The organism is Exiguobacterium aestuarii (assembly GCF_020171655.1).
In the GTDB taxonomy this organism is placed as follows: domain Bacteria; phylum Bacillota; class Bacilli; order Exiguobacteriales; family Exiguobacteriaceae; genus Exiguobacterium; species Exiguobacterium aestuarii_A.
Window position 1 is genome coordinate 259,953 of sequence record NZ_JAIVAC010000001.1, and the last position, 22,367, is coordinate 282,319.

General features: G+C 49.2%; 16 protein-coding genes, 1 pseudogene and 1 other annotated feature. Of the genes and pseudogenes, 11 read left to right on the top strand and 6 right to left on the bottom strand.

Going from position 1 to position 22,367, the window contains the following annotated elements:
• Positions 1-5 precede the first annotated feature (5 nt).
• Positions 6-1,163 carry an NAD(P)-binding domain-containing protein gene (locus LCM29_RS01365; RefSeq protein ID WP_224860468.1) on the bottom strand — a complete coding sequence of 386 codons (1,158 nt, stop codon included), beginning with the start codon at positions 1,161-1,163 and terminating at the stop codon, positions 6-8.
• A 180-nt stretch (positions 1,164-1,343) separates the two neighbouring features.
• Between LCM29_RS01365 and LCM29_RS01370 the strand changes: the two genes are divergently transcribed.
• Positions 1,344-3,116, top strand: a complete 1,773-nt coding sequence (locus tag LCM29_RS01370) for a methyl-accepting chemotaxis protein (protein WP_224860470.1) — start codon at positions 1,344-1,346, stop codon at positions 3,114-3,116.
• 35 nt (positions 3,117-3,151) lie between these two features.
• Here LCM29_RS01370 and zupT read toward each other — a convergent pair whose 3' ends face one another.
• On the bottom strand, positions 3,152-4,012 hold the full coding sequence (zupT, locus tag LCM29_RS01375; protein WP_224860472.1) for a zinc transporter ZupT: 861 nt from the start codon (positions 4,010-4,012) through the stop codon (positions 3,152-3,154).
• 211 nt (positions 4,013-4,223) lie between these two features.
• Between zupT and secD the strand changes: the two are divergent.
• The 8 genes and pseudogenes from secD (at position 4,224) to LCM29_RS01420 (ending at position 16,857) form a co-directional block, all read left to right on the top strand.
• Positions 4,224-6,441 (top strand): annotated as a pseudogene (secD, locus tag LCM29_RS15285) (protein translocase subunit SecD).
• 99 nt (positions 6,442-6,540) lie between these two features.
• A complete protein-coding gene (gene recJ, locus LCM29_RS01390; RefSeq protein ID WP_224860478.1) occupies positions 6,541-8,835 on the top strand; it encodes a single-stranded-DNA-specific exonuclease RecJ in 2,295 nt (764 codons plus the stop codon).
• 1 nt (position 8,836) lies between these two features.
• Positions 8,837-9,355: an adenine phosphoribosyltransferase gene (locus tag LCM29_RS01395; RefSeq protein ID WP_074035183.1), complete on the top strand. Its 519-nt coding sequence runs from the start codon at positions 8,837-8,839 to the stop codon at positions 9,353-9,355.
• 189 nt (positions 9,356-9,544) lie between these two features.
• Complete coding sequence (locus LCM29_RS01400) at positions 9,545-11,734, top strand: RelA/SpoT family protein (protein ID WP_074035181.1); 2,190 nt, start codon at positions 9,545-9,547, stop codon at positions 11,732-11,734.
• Between the two features lie 16 nt (positions 11,735-11,750).
• Entirely contained in the window at positions 11,751-12,194 is a 444-nt protein-coding gene (dtd, locus tag LCM29_RS01405) for a D-aminoacyl-tRNA deacylase (RefSeq protein ID WP_224860480.1), read from the top strand.
• A gap of 38 nt (positions 12,195-12,232) precedes the next feature.
• Positions 12,233-12,467, top strand: a binding site (T-box leader).
• A gap of 43 nt (positions 12,468-12,510) precedes the next feature.
• On the top strand, positions 12,511-13,791 hold the full coding sequence (hisS, locus tag LCM29_RS01410) for a histidine--tRNA ligase (protein WP_214794588.1): 1,281 nt from the start codon (positions 12,511-12,513) through the stop codon (positions 13,789-13,791).
• A complete protein-coding gene (gene aspS / locus LCM29_RS01415) occupies positions 13,788-15,560 on the top strand; it encodes an aspartate--tRNA ligase (protein WP_224860483.1) in 1,773 nt (590 codons plus the stop codon). The genes hisS and aspS overlap by 4 nt, the downstream gene beginning before the upstream one ends.
• 169 nt (positions 15,561-15,729) lie before the next feature.
• Positions 15,730-16,857 carry a hypothetical protein gene (locus tag LCM29_RS01420; protein ID WP_224860485.1) on the top strand — a complete coding sequence of 376 codons (1,128 nt, stop codon included), beginning with the start codon at positions 15,730-15,732 and terminating at the stop codon, positions 16,855-16,857.
• A gap of 89 nt (positions 16,858-16,946) precedes the next feature.
• Here the strand turns inward: LCM29_RS01420 and LCM29_RS01425 are convergent, their stop codons facing one another.
• The 3 genes from LCM29_RS01425 to LCM29_RS01435 all read right to left on the bottom strand — a co-directional run bounded on the left by LCM29_RS01425 (position 16,947) and on the right by LCM29_RS01435 (position 18,393).
• Positions 16,947-17,786, bottom strand: coding sequence for an alpha/beta fold hydrolase (locus LCM29_RS01425; RefSeq protein ID WP_224860487.1), 840 nt, complete (start codon positions 17,784-17,786; stop codon positions 16,947-16,949).
• A gap of 62 nt (positions 17,787-17,848) precedes the next feature.
• Positions 17,849-18,070, bottom strand: coding sequence for a hypothetical protein (locus LCM29_RS01430; RefSeq protein WP_224860489.1), 222 nt, complete (start codon positions 18,068-18,070; stop codon positions 17,849-17,851).
• On the bottom strand, positions 18,043-18,393 hold the full coding sequence (locus LCM29_RS01435) for an iron-sulfur cluster biosynthesis family protein (RefSeq protein WP_214748512.1): 351 nt from the start codon (positions 18,391-18,393) through the stop codon (positions 18,043-18,045). Before LCM29_RS01435 ends, LCM29_RS01430 begins: the two co-directional genes overlap by 28 nt.
• A gap of 120 nt (positions 18,394-18,513) precedes the next feature.
• On the opposite strand from LCM29_RS01435, the gene LCM29_RS01440 reads away from it, so the two are divergent.
• Positions 18,514-20,226, top strand: a complete 1,713-nt coding sequence (locus LCM29_RS01440; RefSeq protein WP_214875321.1) for an ABC transporter ATP-binding protein — start codon at positions 18,514-18,516, stop codon at positions 20,224-20,226.
• Positions 20,227-20,327: 101 nt separating this feature from the next.
• Complete coding sequence (locus LCM29_RS01445) at positions 20,328-21,368, top strand: alcohol dehydrogenase family protein (RefSeq protein ID WP_224860491.1); 1,041 nt, start codon at positions 20,328-20,330, stop codon at positions 21,366-21,368.
• Positions 21,369-21,396: 28 nt separating this feature from the next.
• Here the strand turns inward: LCM29_RS01445 and LCM29_RS01450 are convergent, their stop codons facing one another.
• A complete protein-coding gene (locus LCM29_RS01450) occupies positions 21,397-22,050 on the bottom strand; it encodes a YczE/YyaS/YitT family protein (protein WP_224860493.1) in 654 nt (217 codons plus the stop codon).
• Positions 22,051-22,367: the final 317 nt, after the last annotated feature.

Genomic DNA, 22,367 nt, shown 5'->3' on the forward strand with positions numbered 1-22,367 from the left:
GACCATTATGGTCGGACGCTTTTTTGTGTGGATAGAAGTTGGGGAAGAATTCTTCGGGCGGCCTCTTGTCCACCGTAGACGGCTCTTGCGAATGGGCCGATGATCAAATCCGCATAGGCATTCGTCAAGTATAGACCAGGCGTCCATTCGAGACGTTCATTCAAGGCAGGTGTACCGCATGGCGTGAGAGGAAGATGAAGCTGATCGATTAATGGCTGCAAGAAAGTCTCTTTCACAGGGTGTGGTCGGATTCCTGTACAACAGACGACTTCTTGCCCGGCAAGTCTTTCACCGTTCACGAAAAGCGAACCACTGTCCCGCTCGACTTCTCCGATGAGATGTGTCACGGCGTTCGTTTGAATGAGGCGTTTCACTTTCAAGACGAGATCGTTTGGAGCGGACCCCGGCTTTCGTTCACGAGCGATGAATGATCGCTTTGTCGTCCAGTCTTGTTTCAGACGATGGAAGTCAATTAATCCTTTCGGTCCCATGAATTGGCGGTCGGCGTCAAATTGACTCACTTCTAGTGGTCGTCTCGTCACGAGTGTCACGTGATGACCTTGATTGACACGCTTCACGACATAGTGAAGTGCTGTGATGCCACCGCCGACGACAATCACTTCATCTGATTCGTTCGAAGGATCGTTCATGAAAACGTGTCGGCAACGTTCATCCGCCCATTCGGGTAACACGACGTTTGCGGATTGACCGATCGCGACAATGACCGAGTCCGCGACGATGAGGCGGCGGTCTGTTCGGACGTGATAGTGCGCCCCATCCTTTCGGAGCGTCATCACTCGTTCATTGCCGAGGAATCGCTCCTCGAGGCGATACGTGTCCCATAATGATTCGGCATGGTCGTTGAACAGTTCGAGTGAAGGACGACCGAACGTATCTTTGAAATGATTGGAGCGATAGGCATAACGAGACGCGAATTGCTTCAAGGCGTGCGGATTCGAAGAAACGTGGTGCACGCGAGTCGAACGAAGGTGTGACATAGATATGGATGAAGTTTGTTGTTTCCAATTCGTGAGCGGGTCGGTGTGTCGGTCGACGATCAGAACATCTTCCAGTTGCCCGCCTTGTTCCATATATGAGATGGCGAGTGTCATCCCATGGACACCTGCACCGATAATTAATAAGGATGTGTTCTCAACATTCATGTGAATACCTCTCAAAACGTAATAATTACGATTTAAAGTATACAAACATGACTTCTTTTTGTCAAAACGCAATCGAATCAACATTCATCCACCTCATTTCGAAAAATCGATTTGATTCATGAAAACGTTTGCATTAATGTCAAATTGAGAAGAAATTCGAGATGAAGGAGAACGGATGACATGGACGTGAAACGATTGGTAAGACCGATAAAGAATTGGAAAGGGGGGACATGGAAGCGGAGCGGTACAAAACAGAAGGGACGTTCTTCTCTCAGAAGACGAATGTCGATTGCGCTAGTACCCACAATTATTGCTCTCGTTCTTGTCGGGGCGCTTGGTTCATATCAACTGAGACAATCGACTGCCGCATATGACCGGGTGTTGAGCGAGGGGACGCAGGAGATGCTGTTGGCTGAAAATCTGTCGCTCGCGGTGACCGATGCGGAACGTTATTTGAACTACTATATGCTCGTTGCCAATCCGAAAACACTCATCAGTCTGCAAAGTGTCCAGGAGCAGCGTGACGAGTTGATGGCTTCACTGAAGGCATCCTCTTCAGATGAGAAGATTTTATCTTGGTTGGGCGATTTGGAGAAATTTAACGAGTTGTTGGACCGTGAAATGAATCGTGCCATCGAACTTCGCCAGCAACAAGATGAGATTGGGTATAAAACGGTTCTCAATACGAGCGTGACGCCGACGACGGACCGTGTTCGGATGACGGTGACAGACCTTGTCGAATACAAAGGTGATCTCCTTGCGTCCGAGACGAAAGCTGTACAGGCCGAAGCGGAGAGCTCGATCCTCTGGATGCTTGTCATCAGCGTCGTCGGTGTCGTGATTGGAATCCTGTCCTTGCTCGCCCTGCAACGTCTCTTCTTAAAACCGATCAACCGACTCGGTCGTCAAGCACGAATCATGGCGGGTGGCGATTTGACGGGTGAAGATATTGAGGTCGCCTCAAACGATGAACTCGGAGACCTTGTCACAGCTTTCAACGAAATGAAACATAACCTTGTCGGATTGATTCGTCGGGTAGGAGAAGCTTCAGAAAAAGTCACTGCCTATTCAGAAGAACTGTATGCGAGTACGGACCACGTGGCGACAACGACCCAAGGTGTCTCTCGTTTGTTTGAAGACATGAATGTGGCGGCCCAAGGGTCGTCTAAACGAGCGGAAGAAGGGACGATTGGCGTCAATCAAGCGGTTGATGGATTGAACCAGATTGCCGCAGCGTCACAAGGAGTGAATGAACAGACGATTCATACACTTGAAGCGGCAAACGGTGGGCTTGAGACCGTTCAATTAGCAGAGCAGCGAATGCAAGAGATTCGTCGCGCCAATGAGCTCACGCAACAGATGGTGACTCGTCTTTCGAATCAGTCGCTTGAGATTGAGAAGATTACCCGCTCCATCACGGCCATCACGGAACAGACAAACTTGCTTGCGCTCAATGCGGCCATCGAGGCGGCACGTGCGGGAGAACATGGGAAAGGTTTCGCGGTCGTCGCGGCAGAAGTGAGAAAGCTTGCCGAGGAGTCGAAGCAATCTGCCATTCAAATTCAGACCGTCGTCCGTGACATCCAGCGAGACACGGAGCAAGTCGAGACAGCGTTCGAAGAATCGAGCGTTCATGTCGAGAGTGGTGTATCACAGATGGGTGAAGTCGCCTCGGCGTTCCGTGAGATTGTATCGGTCATCGAAGAGACGTCGCGTCAGATGAGTGAGATTGCCGCGGCGACAGAAGAAGTGAGTGCCAATACGACAGAAGTTGCCGTTTCGGTCGAGGATATGTCCACGAACGCAGTCTCGACACAACGCAGCGTCGAAGAGGCGGGGGCTAATGTCGAGGAACAACTCGCGGCCATCCAAGAAATCAACAGCATCGCCGAAACGATGAGTCATATGTCGTCTGAACTAAAAGATGTCGTCCATGTGTTTAAGACGACATAACAAATGCCCTGACGCTCGCGTCAGGGCATTGCTCGTTACATTAATAAGATAAGACTCGTCGCCATGACAATCATCCCGGCGACCATTCCATACATCGAATGATGGGCATGCCCATATTCGCGGGCTGCAGGGAGCAACTCGTCGAGCGAGATGAAGACCATGATCCCCCCGACTGCTGCAAACAACAGCCCGAAGACGGTGTCGCTCAAGAACGGCATGAGAATTAAAAATCCGATGGCAGCCCCAGCTGGCTCGGCGAGACCGGATAACATCGAAAGCTTGAACGCCTTCTTCCGTGAACCTGTCGCATAATAAATCGGCACGGAGACGGCGATCCCTTCCGGAATGTTATGCAGTGCGATTGCGATAGCAATGGCCACACCGACGGTTGGGTCATCAAGCGCCGAGATGAACGTCGCAAGTCCTTCCGGGAAGTTGTGAATCCCGATGGCGAGTGCCATGAAGATCCCCATTTTCTTTAGGCGACTTTGTGTCTCAGGATGATTGATTGGAGCCGCTTCATTTGTTGCTGTCGTTGCCAACTCTTGCGTTGACGGGTCGTTCTGCATCGATTCAACGAACTTGACCTCGTGCGGGTTCTCCATTTTCGGGATGAACTTATCGATCATACCGATCAAGAACATTCCCGCGAAGAACGCGAGGACGGTGTAAATCGTTCCGGTATACTCCCCCTGTGCGCCGACAAGTTCTTCAAGCGCCTTTGGGAAAATCTCGATGAAGGATACATAAATCATGACACCGCCTGAAAATCCGAGAGAGATGGACAAGAAAGCCGTGTTCGTTCGTTTCGCAAAGAAAGCGATCATACTCCCGATTCCCGTCGCAAGTCCTGCAAACAAGGTAAGGAGAAATGCAAAAATAATTGTGCTGTCCATATGGAAAGACTCCTTTGATGTTGTGATGTTAGCTACATCATACATGAAGTTTTGCCCTTGCGCAACATTTAGTCTCGTACGCAAATTAACGCTACATTTATGTGAATAGACGTTACAATTTTAGGAAAATGATTGATAAATGTTTAGAAAATTTGTAATGTTAACGAGAGAAGTTAGATCAAGAACAGTGGTTTAGAAAGGAAATAGTCGTATGTACAAAAAAGGCAACATTGCGATTTTCGCGGTCATCATGATTGCGACAATCCTGCTCGCTGTGTTCTCGACACCTTGGGTCGTCAAGAACACGAACCTCGGACTCGACTTAAAAGGTGGATTCGAAGTTTTGTATGAAGTACAACCGCTCGAAGACGGCGACGTCATCGACGAGTCGGCGATGAATGCAACCGTTCGCGCCATCAACAACCGAATCAACGTCCTCGGTGTATCCGAACCGGACGTTCGAATCGAAGAAAACAATCGAATCCGTGTCCAGCTCGCTGGCGTATCGAACCAAAACGAAGCGCGCGAAGTCATCTCGTCAACAGCACAATTGACGTTCCGTGACGTGGATGACAATGTCTTGCTCGACGGGAAAGACTTAGCTCCTCGTGGCGCGGCACTCAGCTACAATCAGCAAGGGCAACCAGTCGTTGAGTTGACACTTCAATCGGCCGATCAGTTTGGCGAAGTGACGTCTGAAATCTCACAACGTCCTGCCCCTGAGAACCGTCTCGTCATCTGGCTTGATTACGAAGAAGGTGACACATACGAAGAAGAGATTCAAAAAGAAAACTCGAAAATCGTTTCGGATGCTTCTGTAAATGGTCCGATCTTGTCAGATAAAGCGATTATCTCTGGTGGTGGGATTGATGCGGAGAGCGGACAACGTCTTGCCGACATCTTGAACGCAGGGGCACTCCCGGTCAAACTCGATGAGATCTACTCGACGTCGGTATCGGCTCAGTTCGGTCAAGACGCATTAGAAGAGACGGTATTTGCCGCTTCAATCGGGATCATTGCCGTGTTTATCTTCATGTTGTTCTTCTATCGTCTACCAGGACTCGTGTCGATCATCACGCTTGTACTGTATATTAACTTGATCATGTTGTTCTTCAATGGAATCAATGCGGTCTTGACGCTCCCAGGGATTGCGGCACTTGTCCTCGGGGTCGGGATGGCGGTCGATGCGAACATCATCACGGCGGAACGAATCAAAGATGAGCTCCGCTCTGGGAAGTCGGTCTTGTCGGCATTCCGTGCCGGTAACCGTCGTTCCCTCAGTACGATCATTGATGCCAACTTGACGACGCTTATCTCGGCTGCGGTCTTGTTCTACTTTGGACAAAGTTCGGTCAAAGGGTTCGCCGTCATGCTCATGATCTCAATCGGGATGACGTTCATCTCGAACGTATTCATCTCACGTTATTTGATGCACCTCCTTGTCTCAAGTCGTCTGTTCGACAAACGTAAAGGATGGTTTGGTGTGAAGGAGAGTGAAATCCGTGAACTTTAAGCTTACTGAATGGAATTACGTCAAACATATGCGCACGATGTTCTTGATTTCGACGGCAATCGTCGTTCTCGGAATCGGTCTCTTGTTCTTCCGAGGATTGAACCTTGGGATTGACTTCGCCTCAGGAACGCGTGTCGAGGTTTTAACAGAAGAACGTGTCTCGCAAGAAGAGTTCACGCAAGCATTTAATGACGCAAGGATTGACCAAGAGATTTCGAGCGTCCAGTATGCAGATGAAGGACGTTTGGCATATGTCACGTTCGTCGGACAACTAGGTCAAGAAGAAGTCGCGAGCGTCAAGACGGCGTTCACGGAGCAGTTCGGCAACGACCCGAACATCAGCACCGTGTCGGCTCAAGTCGGTCGTGACTTGGCGAAAAACGCCTTGTATGCGGTAGCCGTTGCGTCGATCGGGATCATCCTGTATATCACGGTCCGTTTCCAATTCTCCTATGCGGTTGCGACAGTGGTGGCGATGTTACACGATGCCTTCTTCATGATTGTCGCATTCTCACTCTTTGGGATTGAGGTCAACTTGTATTTCATCGCAGCAATCCTGACGATTATCGGTTATTCCGTCAACGATACGATTGTTACGTTCGACCGCGTGCGGGAGAACATCACATCGTATGAAAAAGAACGGAAGATACGTTCGATGGACGTCTATGAGTCGATCATCAACAAATCGATTCAAGAGACGATTGTCCGTTCGGTCAATACCGTCATCACGGTACTCGTTACGGCGATCGCCTTATACGTGTTCGGTGCCGAGTCGATTCGCAGCTTCTCGCTTGCATTGATAATCGGACTCTTCATGGGGATGTACTCATCCATCTTCATCGCATCGTATTTGTGGCTCCTCATCAAGCGCACGACCATCAACAAGAAAAAAGATACGCCGGTCACAGAGGCGTAATGAGTGGGTCTCCCTTTAAACGGGAGACCTTTTTAAATGTCAAGACGGCACATCTTTCACGTGGTCTGCTATAATCTACAATTGATTGGAGTGAAGGACATGTACCATTCGAAGAAACAGTGGCTTTATCCGGAAACGAACCCGGACGACGTCACACGTTTACAAAACGAATTAAATATATCAGCACAACTCGCGACGTTGCTCGTTCAGCGTGGACATCAGGATGTAGAAGCGGCCAAGGCATTTTTGTATGCCGAGGAAGAACTCGTCTTTCATGACCCGTATTTGTTTGAACAGATGGAAAAAGTCGTATCCCGGATCAAGCAGGCGGCGGACGAGGGTGAGATGGTGCTCATCTATGGTGACTACGATGTCGATGGTGTCAGTGCCTCTTCGGTCATGTGGCACGCCTTGACCGAGATTGGTGTCATGGCCGAGTGCTATATCCCAAACCGTTTCACGGAAGGGTATGGACCGAACAAGGAAGCGTTCCAATGGGCAGCGAACGAAGGGTTCACCTTGGTGATCACAGTGGACTGTGGAATCTCAGGGATTGAAGAAGCGACACTGTTAAAAGACCTTGGTGTCGATTTGATCATCACCGACCACCACGAGCCGAAAGAGACATTGCCGGACGCGTATGCCATTATCCACCCACACATCGACCCGAGATATCCATACGATAAACTCGCCGGTGCAGGTGTCGCCCTCAAAGTGGCACATGCCGTTTTAGGAAGAATGCCAGAAGAACTGCTTGATTTGGCAGTACTCGGAACGATCGCCGACCTCGTCCCACTCGACGGTGAGAACCGATTGCTCGCGAAAAAAGGGATTGTGGCACTCGAAGCTTCGAAACGACCAGGTATTTTAGCACTACGTGAAGTGTGTGGTCTCGGTGATAGCGTGTTGAACGAAGAATCGGTCGGTTTCGCGTTCGGTCCACGGATCAATGCGGCGGGCCGTCTCGATTCAGCGATGCCGGCGCTTCAAATGCTCCTTGCCGAACACGTCGAAGAAGCGCTCGAACTTGCGAAACAGCTCGATAAGCAAAATAAAGAACGTCAAGATATCGTCAAAACGATTACGGCTGAAGCGAAAGAACTCGTCGAAGCATCGATGACAGAGGACCGTGTGCTCGTCGTCGCGAGTGAGAAGTGGAACCCGGGTGTCGTCGGGATCGTCGCCTCTCGTCTCGTCGAGGCGTACTATCGTCCGGTCATTCTCCTTTGCCACGACCCGGAGACGGGCAAGGCGAAAGGTTCGGGTCGCTCGATTGACGGGTTTGACTTATTTAAAGAACTCTCGAAAAATGAAGACATCTTGCCGCACTTCGGGGGGCATCCGGCCGCTGCCGGGATGACGCTTCAATCCGAGAACGTCGCCGAATTGCGTGAACGGCTGAATCGTCAAGCGGAAATAATTCCAGATGACGTATTCGTGCCACGGGTCAACGTCGATTTAAAGCTGACGGTCAATGACGTCTCGCTCGATTTGATTTCAGAGATTGCGAAATTGGCGCCGTTCGGCATGGGCAACCCGTCTCCACGCGTCGTCGTCGCAGATGCGAAACTTCGTGACATTCGTCAAATCGGACGCGATGCGACACATTTGAAAGTGCAGCTCGCCGGAGACAAGCGTGAGCTCGACGGCATCGGCTTCGGGTTCGGACATGTCGTCTCGGAAATCTCGCAGATGGCCCACATCTCGGTGATGGGCAGTCTTCAAGTGAATGAATGGAACGGGATGCGAAAACCGCAGCTCATGATTCAAGACTTACGCGTCGATGACTTCCAAGTGTTCGACTATCGCGGGAAGAAAAAATCGGTACAAGAGCTGAAAGACTTACCGAAAGAACATACGTCGTTCTTGTCGTTCCAGGGAACAATGGAAGACTACCCGCTCCATGAAGGAGACGAACCGCTCAATCGTTTCGTCGTCCTGCTCGATTTGCCTGACGATGAAGACGTTCTTGCAGAAAAACTCCATGAAGGCGTCGAGCGAATTTATTGCGCGTTCGGTCAAGGAGACTCGTTCTTTGAGCGTCTACCATCACGCGAGGATTTCCGAACGTATTATGTACACATGGCGACATGCGAACGGAAAAATCTACGTGAAAACCTGATTCGTCTGTCAAAAGAGCGAAAATGGTCAAAAAATACGATTCAATTTATGCATCAAGTATTCTCTGAACTCGAATTTCTTGTTACAATGGAAGACGGACTGCCTGGAGTCAATCCAGAAGCACCGAAACGCGATTTGACCGAGGCGCCGTGCTATCAACGCCGGATTGGGCGCCAACAACTCGAAGAGCGTTTCGTATACGCGTCATTGGCGGAGCTCAAAGAGCGGTTACAATCGTTGCGATCGAACAAGATGCAGGAGGCATACACATAAAATGGATTTCAAACATCATATTAAAGAAGTAGCGGATTACCCGAAGGAAGGAATCAGCTTCAAAGACATCACGTCACTCATGCAAAATGGCGAAGTCTATAAGAAATCGGTAGATGAGCTCGTCGCTTATGCACGTGAACGTGGAGCAGAGTTGATTGCTGGACCGGAAGCGCGCGGATTTGTCGTCGGTTGCCCGGCAGCTTATGCACTTGAACTCGGGTTCGTACCTGTACGTAAAGAAGGAAAGTTACCACGTGAGACTGTACGTGTATCATACGGTCTCGAGTACGGAACAGACATCTTAACGATGCACAAAGATTCAATCCAACCTGGACAACAAGTAGTCATCCTCGACGACTTGCTCGCAACAGGTGGTACAATTGAAGCGACAATCAAAATGATTGAACAACTCGGTGGAGTTGTGGCAGGAATCGGGTTCTTGATTGAACTCGACGGACTCGGTGGACGTGAGCGTCTTGAAGGATATGACGTCTTCTCACTCATCCGATACGAAGACTAATGTTTAAACGGGAAGCATATGCTTCCCGTTTTTGAATAGTTTTTGAGGAAAATAACCTACAACCTTTGACAGGTCGTCAGATTTTTTCGATAATGGTTATAAAAATTAGAGAATCTTGTATATAAACTACTACCATGCTGCGACGAATCTGAGTCGATAGGAGCGGTAAGAAAAAGGGTGTCGAATGTTATGACCAAAAAACAAATCGTAAGTATTGAGGATCTTCTCGACGCGCTCGGGGAGTATATGGGTGACGACGATATAGCCGAAGTGAAACGCGCTTACGAATACGCAAAACTTCATCATACCGGTCAGTTCCGACGTTCGGGCGAGCCCTATATCCTCCATCCGGTCCAAGTGGCCGGTATTCTCGTTGATATCGGCTTAGATGCCACGACGATTATCGGAGCGCTTTTACATGATGTTGTCGAAGATACGGACATTTCGTTACAGCAATTGACGGACGACTTTGGTCCGGACGTGGCCATGCTCGTCGATGGCGTCACGAAACTTGGTAAGATTAAATACAAGTCGAAAAAAGAAGAACTCGCCGAGAACCATCGGAAAATGATTATCGCGATGGCGGAAGACGTGCGCGTCATCTTGATCAAACTCGCGGACCGTCTTCACAACATGCGGACACTTCAGCATATGCCGAAAGAAAAGCAAGTCCAAAAGGCCGAAGAGACGCTAGAGATTTTTGCCCCGCTCGCACACCGGATGGGGATCTCGACGATTAAGTGGGAGCTAGAGGATATTTCGTTACGTTATATCAACCCGCAACAATACTATAAAATCGTCTCGATGATGAAACAAAAACGGACGGAACGAGAAGCACTCGTCACTTCTGTCATCACGGAAGTGAACGGAGTTCTTGAAGAAGTGCATATCGATGCCGATGTAAACGGCCGACCGAAACATATCTATTCCATCTACAATAAGATGGTGAAGCATAAAAAAGAATTCAATGAAATTTATGATTTGATGGCGGTCCGCATTATCGTCGACTCGATTCGCGATTGTTATGCGGTACTTGGGATCATCCACACGCAATATAAGCCGATGCCAGGACGCTTCAAAGATTATATCGCCATGCCGAAGCCGAACATGTACCAGTCGCTCCATACGACCGTGATCGGGCCGAAAGGTGAACCGCTCGAAGTCCAGATTCGGACGAAAGACATGCATTTCATCGCCGAATTCGGAATCGCGGCACACTGGGCGTATAAAGAAGGCAAAAACGTCTCGACGAACGGGTTCGACGAGAAGATTGCGCACCTTCGTGAGATTCTTGAATTGCAAAAAGATACGACCGATGCCGAAGAATTCATGGAGTCGCTCAAAGTCGATTTCTTTAGCGATATGCTCTACGTCTTCACACCAAAAGGGGACGTATTCGAATTGCCGAAAGGCTCTGTCCCGATCGACTACGCCTACCGGATTCATACGGAGATCGGCCATCGCATGACCGGTGCAAAAGTGAACGGACGGATGGTGCCGCTTGACTATAAACTTGAGACGGGTGACATCATTGAAATAATCACGTCGAAGCACAGTTATGGACCGAGTAAAGACTGGTTGAAACTCGCGGTTTCGAGTCAGGCGAAGAACAAGATTCGTCAATGGTTCAAACGTCAACAGCGTGAAGAGAACGTCGAGAAAGGGAAAGATCTCGTCGAGGCAGAAATCAAAAAACTTGGTTTTGAACCGAAAGAAGTGATCGATGAGCCGGCACTCAGTATCGTCGTCGAGAAGTTCAACTTCGGAAACGAGGAAGAGATGTATGCTGCTGTCGGCTATCAAGGCATCACGGCCGCTCAAGTCGCACATAAATTGACGGAGAAGCAGCGGAAAGAACCGAAGCTCGAACTCTCTGAAGCGATTAGTGAATTGAAAGTCAGTCAGGCGCCGAAGAAGAAAACGACGGAAGCGGGCGTGACAGTCAAAGGAATCGACAACATGCTCGTTCGCATGAGTCGTTGCTGTAACCCGGTCCCAGGAGATGAAATCGTCGGATACATCACCCGTGGACGCGGTGTCTCGATTCACCGGAAAGACTGCTTGAACATCGTCAACGAACAACATCCGGAGCGTCTTCTTGACGTCGAATGGGAAGTTGGACAGGCGAAAGAGAAGAACTATAACGTTGATATCGAAATCACGGGATATGATCGTTCAGGCCTCTTGAACGATGTCCTTCAGGCGGTATCGGCAACGAATACGAATATCGTGGCCGTCAGTGGTCGGGGCGACCAAAACAAACAAGCCCGCATCTCGATGACGATTTCGATTCCGAACGTGAATCACTTGCAGAAAGTCGTCGAGCGCATCAAACAAATCTCAGACGTGTATTCGGTCAGCCGAGTCATGATGACGTGACGAAAGGAAGAGGAACGTGCGTGTATTATTGCAACGAGTGAAAGAAGCATCGGTCACAGTCGAGGAAGAAGTCGTCGGGGCAATCAACGCCGGGTACTTGCTTCTCGTCGGTGTGACACATGAAGATACAGAAGAGGAAGTGAACTGGCTCGCCGACAAGGTGACCGGGCTCCGCGTCTTCGAGGACGATCAAGAAAAGATGAACTTATCGATTCAAGATGTGTCCGGTCAAATCTTGTCGGTCTCACAATTCACATTGTATGGAGATACGATGAAAGGACGGCGACCTGCTTTCACAAAGGCCGCAAAACCGGACATGGCCGAGACGCTCTATGAAAAATTCAATGAGCGACTCCGATCGAACGGGCTCGTCGTCGAGACGGGACGCTTCGGTGCGATTATGGACGTCGCACTCGTCAATGACGGACCGGTCACACTCATGCTCGAAAAAAACGCTTGACAGATGCCGGCTTGATTCGGCATCATGAAGCATATAGTCAAACACCTATGATAAAGAAGAGTACGGTCAACCCACCAGCAAAGAGAGCGATGCCTTGGCTGAAAGCATCGACTGGATGATGACCCGAACGACACTTTGGAGGTGCTCCCTTGAAAACAAGTAGGGGGAGCCGTCTCATCGGGCGTTAACCGATTTCGAGTGGCAGAGTTTCAAGTAATGGCTCTGCAACGAGGGTGGTACCACGGGAAACTTACACAGGCTCTCGTCCCTTTGCGGACGAGGGTCTTTTTGTATTTTTAAGGAGGGAAATGTGATGATGAAAGCACCACGCGGTACACAAGACCTGCTTCCGGGCACGGTCGAGACGTGGCAATATGTCGAGGAAAAACTTCGCGACATGAGCGCCCGTTACAACTATAAAGAGATCCGCACACCAATCTTTGAAACAACGAACCTGTTCACACGCAGTGTCGGGGAAACGACGGACATCGTACAAAAAGAGATGTTCACGCTCGTGAAGAAAGGGAAAGACGAGTACACGCTTCGCCCAGAAGGGACGGCGTCTGTCGTCCGTGCGTTCGTGACGAACAAGCTGTTCGGAAATCCGGACCAACCGACGAAGCTCTACTACATGGGACCGATGTTCCGCTATGAGCGTCCGCAAAAAGGCCGCTTCCGTCAGCTTCACCAATACGGTGTCGAAGCGATCGGCAGTAGCGACCCTGCCGTTGACGCTGAGGTCATCAGCCTCGCCTACTCGATCTACAAGTCGTTTGGGCTTCAGAAAATCAAAGTTGTCGTCAACTCGCTTGGGGACGCGGAAAGCCGCAACGCCCACCGCGATGCGCTCATCCGTCACTTTGAGCCGGTGGCAGGCGAACTTTGCCAAGACTGCCAGTCACGTCTTTACAAGAACCCGCTTCGCATCTTGGATTGTAAGGTTGACCGCGATCACCCATCGATGAAGACGGCACCGTCGATCCTTGAATATTTGAACGAAGAGTCAAAAGCTTATTTCGACCAAGTGCTCGCGCAGCTCGACGCACTCGGCGTTGCTTATGAAGTCGACCCGACGCTCGTTCGTGGACTCGATTACTATACGCACACGGCGTTTGAAATCATGTCCGAGGCAGAAGGATTTGGAGCCATCACGACACTTTGTGGCGGCGGACGTTATAACGGTCTCGTACAGGATATCGGTGGACCGGACATGCCGGGAATCGGGTTTGGGATCGGATTGGAACGCCTCATCCTCGCATTGGAGAATGAAGGAGTCTTACCTGAACTCGAGACAGGCCTTGATGTCTTTATCGTCGCCCAAGGCGAGAAAGAAGTCGAATTGACGGCGACACGTCTCTTGCAACTCCTCCGCATGGAAGGGTTCAAGGCTGACCGTGATTATCAAGGACGCAAGTTTAAAGGACAATTCAAACAGGCGGACCGCCTGAAAGCCAAGTTCACAGTCATCTTAGGGGATGACGAAGTCGAACGTGGGGCAGCCGCCTTGAAAGATATGACGACTGGTGAACAAGTCGACGTGCCACTCTCTGCCGTCGCAGACAAAATTCGTGAACTATCGGAAGGAGCAGGACAATGATCGGACGCACACATATGAACGGCCGCGTGACAGAGTCACTCATCGGCCAAGAAGTACAATTAAAAGGGTGGGTACAAAAACGCCGTGATCTCGGAGGACTCATCTTCATCGACCTTCGTGACCGCACAGGGATCGTCCAAGTCGTCGTACGCCCAGAAAACGAAGCAGTCCACCAACTCGCAGAAACGATTCGTAGCGAGTATGTCCTCGACGTAAAAGGAACGGTTCTCGAGCGTGAGAACAAGAACCCGAACATGCCGACAGGAAACATCGAAGTCATCGCGTCTGAGATCAACATCTTGAACGCGGCGAAGATGACACCAATCCCGATCGGTGATGAAGCGGAAAACGTCTCAGAAGACCTTCGCCTCAAATACCGTTACCTCGACCTTCGTCGTCCAGCGCTTCAAGAGACGTTCCGTCTCCGCTCGAAGACGTCGAACACGATCCGTAACTTCTTGACGGAGCAAGAGTTCCTCGAAGTCGAAACGCCGATTTTGACGAAGTCGACACCTGAAGGCGCACGTGACTATCTCGTACCGAGCCGTGTCCACGGTGGAGAGTTCTATGCACTCCCGCAATCACCACAGCTCTTCAAACAGCTGCTCATGGTCGCAGGATTTGACCGTTACTTCCAAATCGCACGCTGCTTCCGTGACGAAGACCTTCGTGCAGACCGTCAACCTGAGTTCACGCAAGTCGACATCGAGACGAGCTTCATGGACATCGAAGACTTGATGGCGATGATGGAATCAATGATGGGACAAGTTATGGAATCGACGCTCGGTCGTATGGACACACCAGCGAAGTTCGAACGTATGACACACGAAGAAGCGATGCGCCGTTTCGGTTCAGATAAGCCGGACACACGTTTTGGCCTCGAACTCATCGATGTGGCTGACGCGGTGAAAGGTGCCGGCTTCAAAGTATTTGACGCCGCACTCGAATCAAACGGACAAGTCAAAGCAATCAATGTCAAAGGTGAGGCGGACAACTTCTCACGTAAAGACATCGACAAGCTTCAAGAGTTCACAGCGGTCTACGGTGCGAAAGGTCTCGCATGGCTCAAAGTGACAGCAGAAGGCTTGAACGGTCCGATCGCGAAGTTCTTCGACGAAACGTACGCGCAGAAGTTGATCGAAGCGACGAATGCAGAAGCAGGAGACCTTCTCCTCTTCGTCGCATCGAAACCAACTGTCGTCGCAGACAGCCTTGGCGCACTCCGCGTCAAACTCGGACACGACCTCGGTCTCATCGACGAGTCGAAATTCAACTTCCTATGGGTGACAGACTTCCCACTCGTGACGTTTGAAGAAGAAGATGGTCGCTTCTATGCGAACCACCACCCGTTCACGATGCCAAACCGTGAAGACCTTCACCTTCTCGAGACGAACCCGGCAAGCGTACGCGCCATCGCGTATGACCTCGTCTTGAACGGTTACGAGCTCGGCGGTGGTTCTCAACGTATTTACGAGCGTGACATTCAGGAGCGCATGTTCAAATTGCTCGGCTTCACACAAGAAGAAGCGGTTGAACAGTTCGGCTTCTTGCTTGAAGCGTTCGAATACGGTACACCACCACACGCGGGAATCGCACTCGGTCTCGACCGTCTCGTCATGATTCTTGCAGGTCGCTCGAACCTTCGCGACACGATTGCCTTCCCGAAAACGGCGTCGGCAAGCGACTTGCTTACACAAGCACCGAGCCCGGTCGCGGACGCACAACTTGAAGAGTTGTCGATTCGTACGGCAGTAAAAGAGAAAAAATAATACGCTTTAGACAGGATTCGTCGTTCTCGACGAATCCTTTTTTATATTTTTCTGACAACTTTGTATAAGGTTATGATACGATTATGGAATAAAATGTATTTTGAAAGTAGGGGAAACGTTGAAGCGAATCAATACGTTGGCATTAGGGGTATGTCTAGGGGTTGCAACGATGGTATCCGGGTGTACGGATGACACAAAAGCTGCACCAGAAGTGGAAGAGGTTGTTCAAAAGACGGAGTCGACGACAGAAACGGCACCGGATGCACCAGCAACATCCGAACCGGAGGGAACATCGGAACCAGCCATCCGTTTACAAAGTGCGGGAGAGAGCGAATCGATTGGGGAAGTGGAATCGTATGACTTATCTCTATTCTTTGCAGATCAAGTACCGATGATCGCACCAGAGCACATCACTGGAAACCGAATCGTCTATACGGAGTTGATTGAAGAAAGCAGCAGTCAAATAAATGTGTACGATACGGAACGTAATACAAACAATCTTATTCATACGTCCTCAAAAACGATTGGGAATCTTGTCGGGATTCAAGATGAAGTGTTTTGGGTTGAATATGCACAGGCTGAAGGGTATGCATATGAGTGGTCGATTTTTACGATGTCGTTGGACGAACAAAAACCTGAACAAATAGCGGAAGGGACTAGTCGATTTGAGACGCCTGTTCCTTATGTAACAGCTTCCGATGATACCGTCACATGGGTCGATTATGAGGCGTCAGCATCGGATACGAAGACAACGGTCATGCAGTTCTCGCCGATGTCGGATTCGATTCAAACGATTGAGGAATTCACGCTCCAAGAAGAGGGAAATCGTGACGGGGAATATATCTTTGATTATCGCTCGGGTGAGGAAGGATTAATCCTACATAAAAGTGTCTTCAACGAAGGTGATCTGACGAGCCGATTAGTCACGACCGATGGTTCATTTGATGAAGAAGGTGGGGCATTGATTGATTTCGAACGAGGGAGCAAGTTTGTCTCTCTTGGTAAAGAGGGAAGAGTCGAATTTATATCCGCAACTCCGTCGCCTGTGAAGTACGTGTATAACGGTTCGCAGAAAAACATTACGTTCGATGCGTTTCGTTATTTGCGTGATGATTATATTTTGTTCCGTGAAGGGATGAATCGATTGCTTATCGCGGATTTAAAAGAAGAGACCGTTTCGTATTTACCGAATGACGGTGGAACGGTATCCAAGCCGGTCTTTAAAGATGGCAAATTAGCGTATGCTGAATTAGATGGTGAGGGATTGGTTCGTTTCTACGTCATTGATGTGAAGTAGAACAATAACCGTAATCGCTAGTACGGTTTTATGATATGAAGGGAGGAGATTCGCAAGTGCGAGCCTCCTCTTTATTTCTTGTCTCAAGTTCATACCAACCAGTTCTCTTTAATTTCTTGGACGACTTGTTCAGGTTGATCCCAATGTAACATATGAGTAGCGTTTGGCACTGCCTTCACTTTTGCACCTGTTAAGGAAGAAAAAATGTCAGCGGCACGGGATTTAAAATGCTCATCCTCTAAAGGCAGAGTCGCGCGTAACAAAATGATTGGACTTTTTTGAACATCGCTTAAAAAGTCTAGGATTTCATCACGGTACATCGATTTAACAATGGCGGCACCAGTTTTTCCTCTAGCGTGCCAATAGTAGCGGTTATCTTTATGTAGAGCAAGGTCTTGAGCGGCAAGGTCCAATAGTGGTGATCGTCTTGAGATTCCGTTATAAACAGCTACCTTCTCAAATTCTTCCCATGACTCGCAATAATCTTCAAAATCTGTCTCGTAAAAGGCAGCCTCGTTTTCGGGTGAGTCTCCACGAAGTTTTTTACTCTGATACCCACCATCAATGCATATTGATCCATTAACGCGCTCACTTTGATTGATGAGGTAATATAAATGGACAAACGACCCCCATGAATGTGATAAGAAATAAAATCGATCTACATTCAGTTTATCAAGCACACCATTTAACCAACTGCAAAAACGCGGATAGTCATAATAACAATCATCGATAAAGGCTTGGCTCATCCCGTGACCAGGTGCATCGATTGCGAGGATACAAAAGTTATTCTTGAGCGCATCAGCGATTTCAATAAAACTCAATCCGGTACTACCAAGACCATGTAGACAAAAAATAACGGGATTTTCTCGCTTCCCCCATTCAGTCACGCGAAAATCGACTTGTTGATGGTGAATCATATATCTTTTCAATCTCACTCCTCCTTAAACTTTAATATAAAAAAGGAAGGGCGTTATTAGTATATCGCCCTTCCTTATGACTTATCTTCATCGTACTGCATATACTTTGCTGTTCGCTGCAACGCAAAACCAAACGCAAACAGCGAGGCGATGACTGCGGACATCGTATAGACTGAATCGATGAACGCTAAATAAATCCCAAGCAGCCCGAGCCCGAAACTCACAAAAAAGAGAATAAGGAGTTTCGGATGTTGTTTCAGTGTCTGTTTCATCGGCTCGGAACGTTCAATTGACAACCCGTGCCGTCCGTGACGAGAAGATTCGAATTGAACACTTGTCCATCACTCTTCAAGACGAGCGTACGACGGTCTTCAAGGAAGTCGATTTTCATCTGTTCATCTAAAAATACTTTCGTCCAGTTTTTGATTAAGATCGGACCGAGGTTTGATTCGATTTCGACGTCTTCTGGGGTCTTCTCCGTGACGTATCGAATTTCGAAGATGCCACTGTTCCCACAGCCGCAACCTTCCGTCTCATAGAAAAGGTGCATTTGTCCCTCACGTTCGCCTTTCAATGACTCGATTCGTTCGAGCGCACGTTCTGTAATGTGTACATGCATGTGTATCACTCCTTACTTTCATTATACGCCGATTGAAAAAAGAATGAAAAAGGGATGCATCCTGTTTTCCACCTTTCGGAAAAAAGCGTACACTTAGAGTGTTGAGAAGGGGGAAAGAGAATGATTTCACGTTTTTTTAGTTATTATCGACCACATAAAAAGTTATTCATCCTCGATTTTTCATTCGCGATTCTCGTCGGATTGCTTGAACTCGGGTTTCCGCTCGCCGTTCAATGGTTCATCGACGACTTGTTGCCGGGTGGGGAATGGAACTGGATTATCATTGTCAGCATCGGTCTGTTGATTTTATACATATTGGCCATGATGATGCAGTATGTCGTCAACTACTGGGGGCATAAGCTCGGGATCAACATCGAGACGGACATGCGGGAAGAGTTGTTCACACATATCCATAAACAGTCGTTCCGATTTTTTGATAATCATAAGACCGGACATTTGATGAGCCGGGTGACGAACGACTTGTTCGACATCGGGGAAGTGGCGCACCACGGGCCGGAAGACTTCTTTATCGCCATCATGACGTTACTCGGTGCGTTCGGGATCATGTTCTCGATCGACCCAGAACTCGCACTCGTCACCGTTGTCGCGGTACCGTTCCTGATCATCATGATCACGTATGCGAATAAGAATATGAACAAGGCGTGGCAAAAGATGTACACGAACATCGGGGAAGTGAACGCACGTGTCGAGGACAGTGTGTCTGGGGCACGTGTCGTCCAGTCATTTACGAACGAGGCGTTCGAGATCGGACGTTTCCAAAAAGACAACAACTTCTATCGTGGCTCGAAGATTGAAGCATATCGCGTCATGAGTACATCGCTCGCGGGCATTTACATCACGACGCGTCTGATGACGTTGCTCGTCCTCGTCTACGGGGCGTACTTAACGTACGAGGGTCAGTTATCATACGGACAGCTCGTCGGGTTCATCTTGTACATGAACTTACTTATCAAGCCAATTGAAAAGATCACGGCACTTCTCGAAATGTATCCGAAAGGGATGGCCGGGTTCAAACGATTCACGCAGTTGCTCGATGAGGAGCCAGACATCGAGAATCGTGCGAATGCGATTGAAGTCGAGACGTTGAAAGGCGATATCGTCTTTGACGACGTCTCGTTTGGCTACTCGGACTACCGTCAAGTGTTGACGGATATTGACTTGTCGATCAAGGCAGGGACGACCGTCGCATTAGTTGGGACGAGCGGAGCGGGTAAAACGACCATCTGTTCACTCATCCCGCGCTTTTATGATGTGACGAATGGTGCCATCTCGATTGACGGCATGGATATCCGCGACATGACGAAAGAGAGCTTACGTCGTCAAATCGGAATCGTACAACAGGACGTCTTCTTGTTTGCCGGAACGCTACGTGAGAATATCGCTTACGGGAAGCTCGATGCGACCGATGCGGACATCATGCATGCGGTCGAGAAAGCGCATCTCGGGACGCTCGTCGAGGAACTCGAGCACGGCCTCGACACACAAATCGGGGAACGTGGACTGAAGCTCTCTGGTGGTCAGAAACAACGCATCGCCATTGCGCGCATGTTCTTGAAAAACCCACCGATTTTAATTTTGGACGAGGCGACCTCGGCGCTCGACACGGAAACGGAGGCCATCATTCAAGATTCACTCAATGAATTGGCGGCGAATCGAACGACGCTCATCATCGCCCACCGTTTAGCGACAGTAAAAAATGCCGATCGCATTCTTGTCGTGACGGCGGAAGGAATCGTAGAAGATGGAACGCATGAAGAGCTTAGCCAAAAAGGCGGCGTCTTCACGAACCTATTACAACGTCAACAACTGTAAACGGAAGGTCACCTCTCTAAAAGGTGACCTTTCTGGCGTGATATGGGTGCTTCGTGGGTAAATACATATGGATGAACGAAAGAGAAGGAGGAAGATACACCATGAAAGCTGTACAAGTCGTAGGATACGGAGATGTCGATCAACTCCAAGTGGTCGATATCCCAAAACCGACACCAAAAACTGGAGAAGTGCTGATCAAGGTACGCGCCTGTGCCATTAACAATACAGAAATATGGATGCGAGAAGGGGCGTACGGAACTGGTGAGAAGTCAGGTTGGCGTCCGGAAGGCGTTCAGTTCCCGCGTATTCCGGGATCGGATATCACAGGAGAAATCGTCGAGCTCGGGGATGGGGTCGACCAAGGGATGATGGGACGACACGTCGTCTTGTTCCCATTCACTTCGAGCGGTCCTGAACGAAAAGAACATTTGTCGGACGATATGTCCTTCATTGGGTCGGAATATGACGGAGGTTACGCAGAATATGTCGCCTGGCCGGCCGAACTTTGTTTTGATATGCCACTTGATGATTTCGTCGAAAGTGCGGTCTTTTCCGTGAGTGGGCTTACAGCGTGGCATATGAATGAACAGTTACACATCCGTTCCGGTGAGACGATTGTCGTCACTGGTGCGAGCGGTGGCGTCGGTTCGCTCAACGTTCAAATTGCGGCGAATGTGTTCGGTGCGAAGGTGTTCGCCATCGTCGGTGATTTGAAGAATGAGAGAGAGTTAAAGGCGTTTGGGGCGACGGAAGTCTTTTCTTATCGTTCTGAGACGCTTGCTGAGGACATCATCGCTGCGAACGGTGGTCCGGTCGATGCGGTGCTTGATGTCGTTGGGGATGCTTTGTTTGATGTGTCTCTTCAAGTCTTGAAGAAGGGCGGGAAGTTCTGTATATCCGGTTCTGCTGGTGGACAGACGACCCATCTCGATTTTCGGACACTCTACTTGAAGCATATCGCCATGTACGGGTCTGTACTCGGGACACGTCATGAGTTCGCTGAAATGTTGCGTTCGATTGCAGAAGGGAAGCTAAAACCGGTCATCGATCGGACGTTCCCGCTCGAAGAAGCGCGTGAGGCACAAACGTATTTCAAACAATCCGGTAAGTTCGGAAAGATCGTCTTGATTCCGAACACATAAAAAGAGAGGGGAGTGATCCCTCTCTTTTTCATGCAAATTTGACTTTCAGGCGATCGACGTAGGCGATGAACAGACGGAAGCGTTCCAACCAAAACTGGAAGAACGGACCGATGAGGAAGATGGATAGGACGGTACCGAAGAAAAGCGGTCCCCCGAGTGCCCAACCGATGAGACAAGCGATCAGCTCCATCCAAGTCCGCATGGAACGGACGGACGTTTGAAAACGGTCTGCTAATGCGAGTGTTAGTCCATCTCGTGGACCAGCTCCATATCCGACGGCGACGTACAAACCGGCTCCCATCCCCATGACGAATATCCCGAACGTGAGCCAAACGACATTTACAAATAAGCCATCGAATGTTGGGAGCCATTGCTCGTTCAAGATCAGGTTCATAAATACCCCGACAAAGACCGCGTTGACGAGCGTGCCGAATTGAGGGCGGATTCGGTCGAGTATGTATTTGAACAGGACGAGTAGAAGTCCCACGCATAAGATGACAGTTCCGATTGAAATCGGAAGGTGGTGGGCAATCCCAATATGGAGGACGTCCCACGTAGAGACACCGAGATCTGCCGTGATCATGATAGATGACCCGAGTGCGAGCAAGAACAGCCCGGTCATGAAAAGACCCCATTTGAAGAGAATACGTAAAAAGTGGATGGATCGGACTTGCACGAACATCGCCTCGTTTCCATGAAATGATTGATTTATCTTAGCACATTCGATTTGAAAACATGAAAAAAACGCCTCAGCTTGTTAGCTGAGACGCTAGATTCATTTCTTCGGTGATTTCTTTGCTTTGTTCTTTTTATAGTAATCGTAGACGAACGGTGCGACCGCCGTCGCGATTTTGATTAATGTTCCCATTTTGCCTTTCTTAGCCATTATGTTGCACCCCTTTCTCTTCTAGAACAATATATTCCACACAAATTGATTTTAAAAACATATCTCTAGCACATTCTATTCATATGGACTGCATATAAACCCATCATACTAAG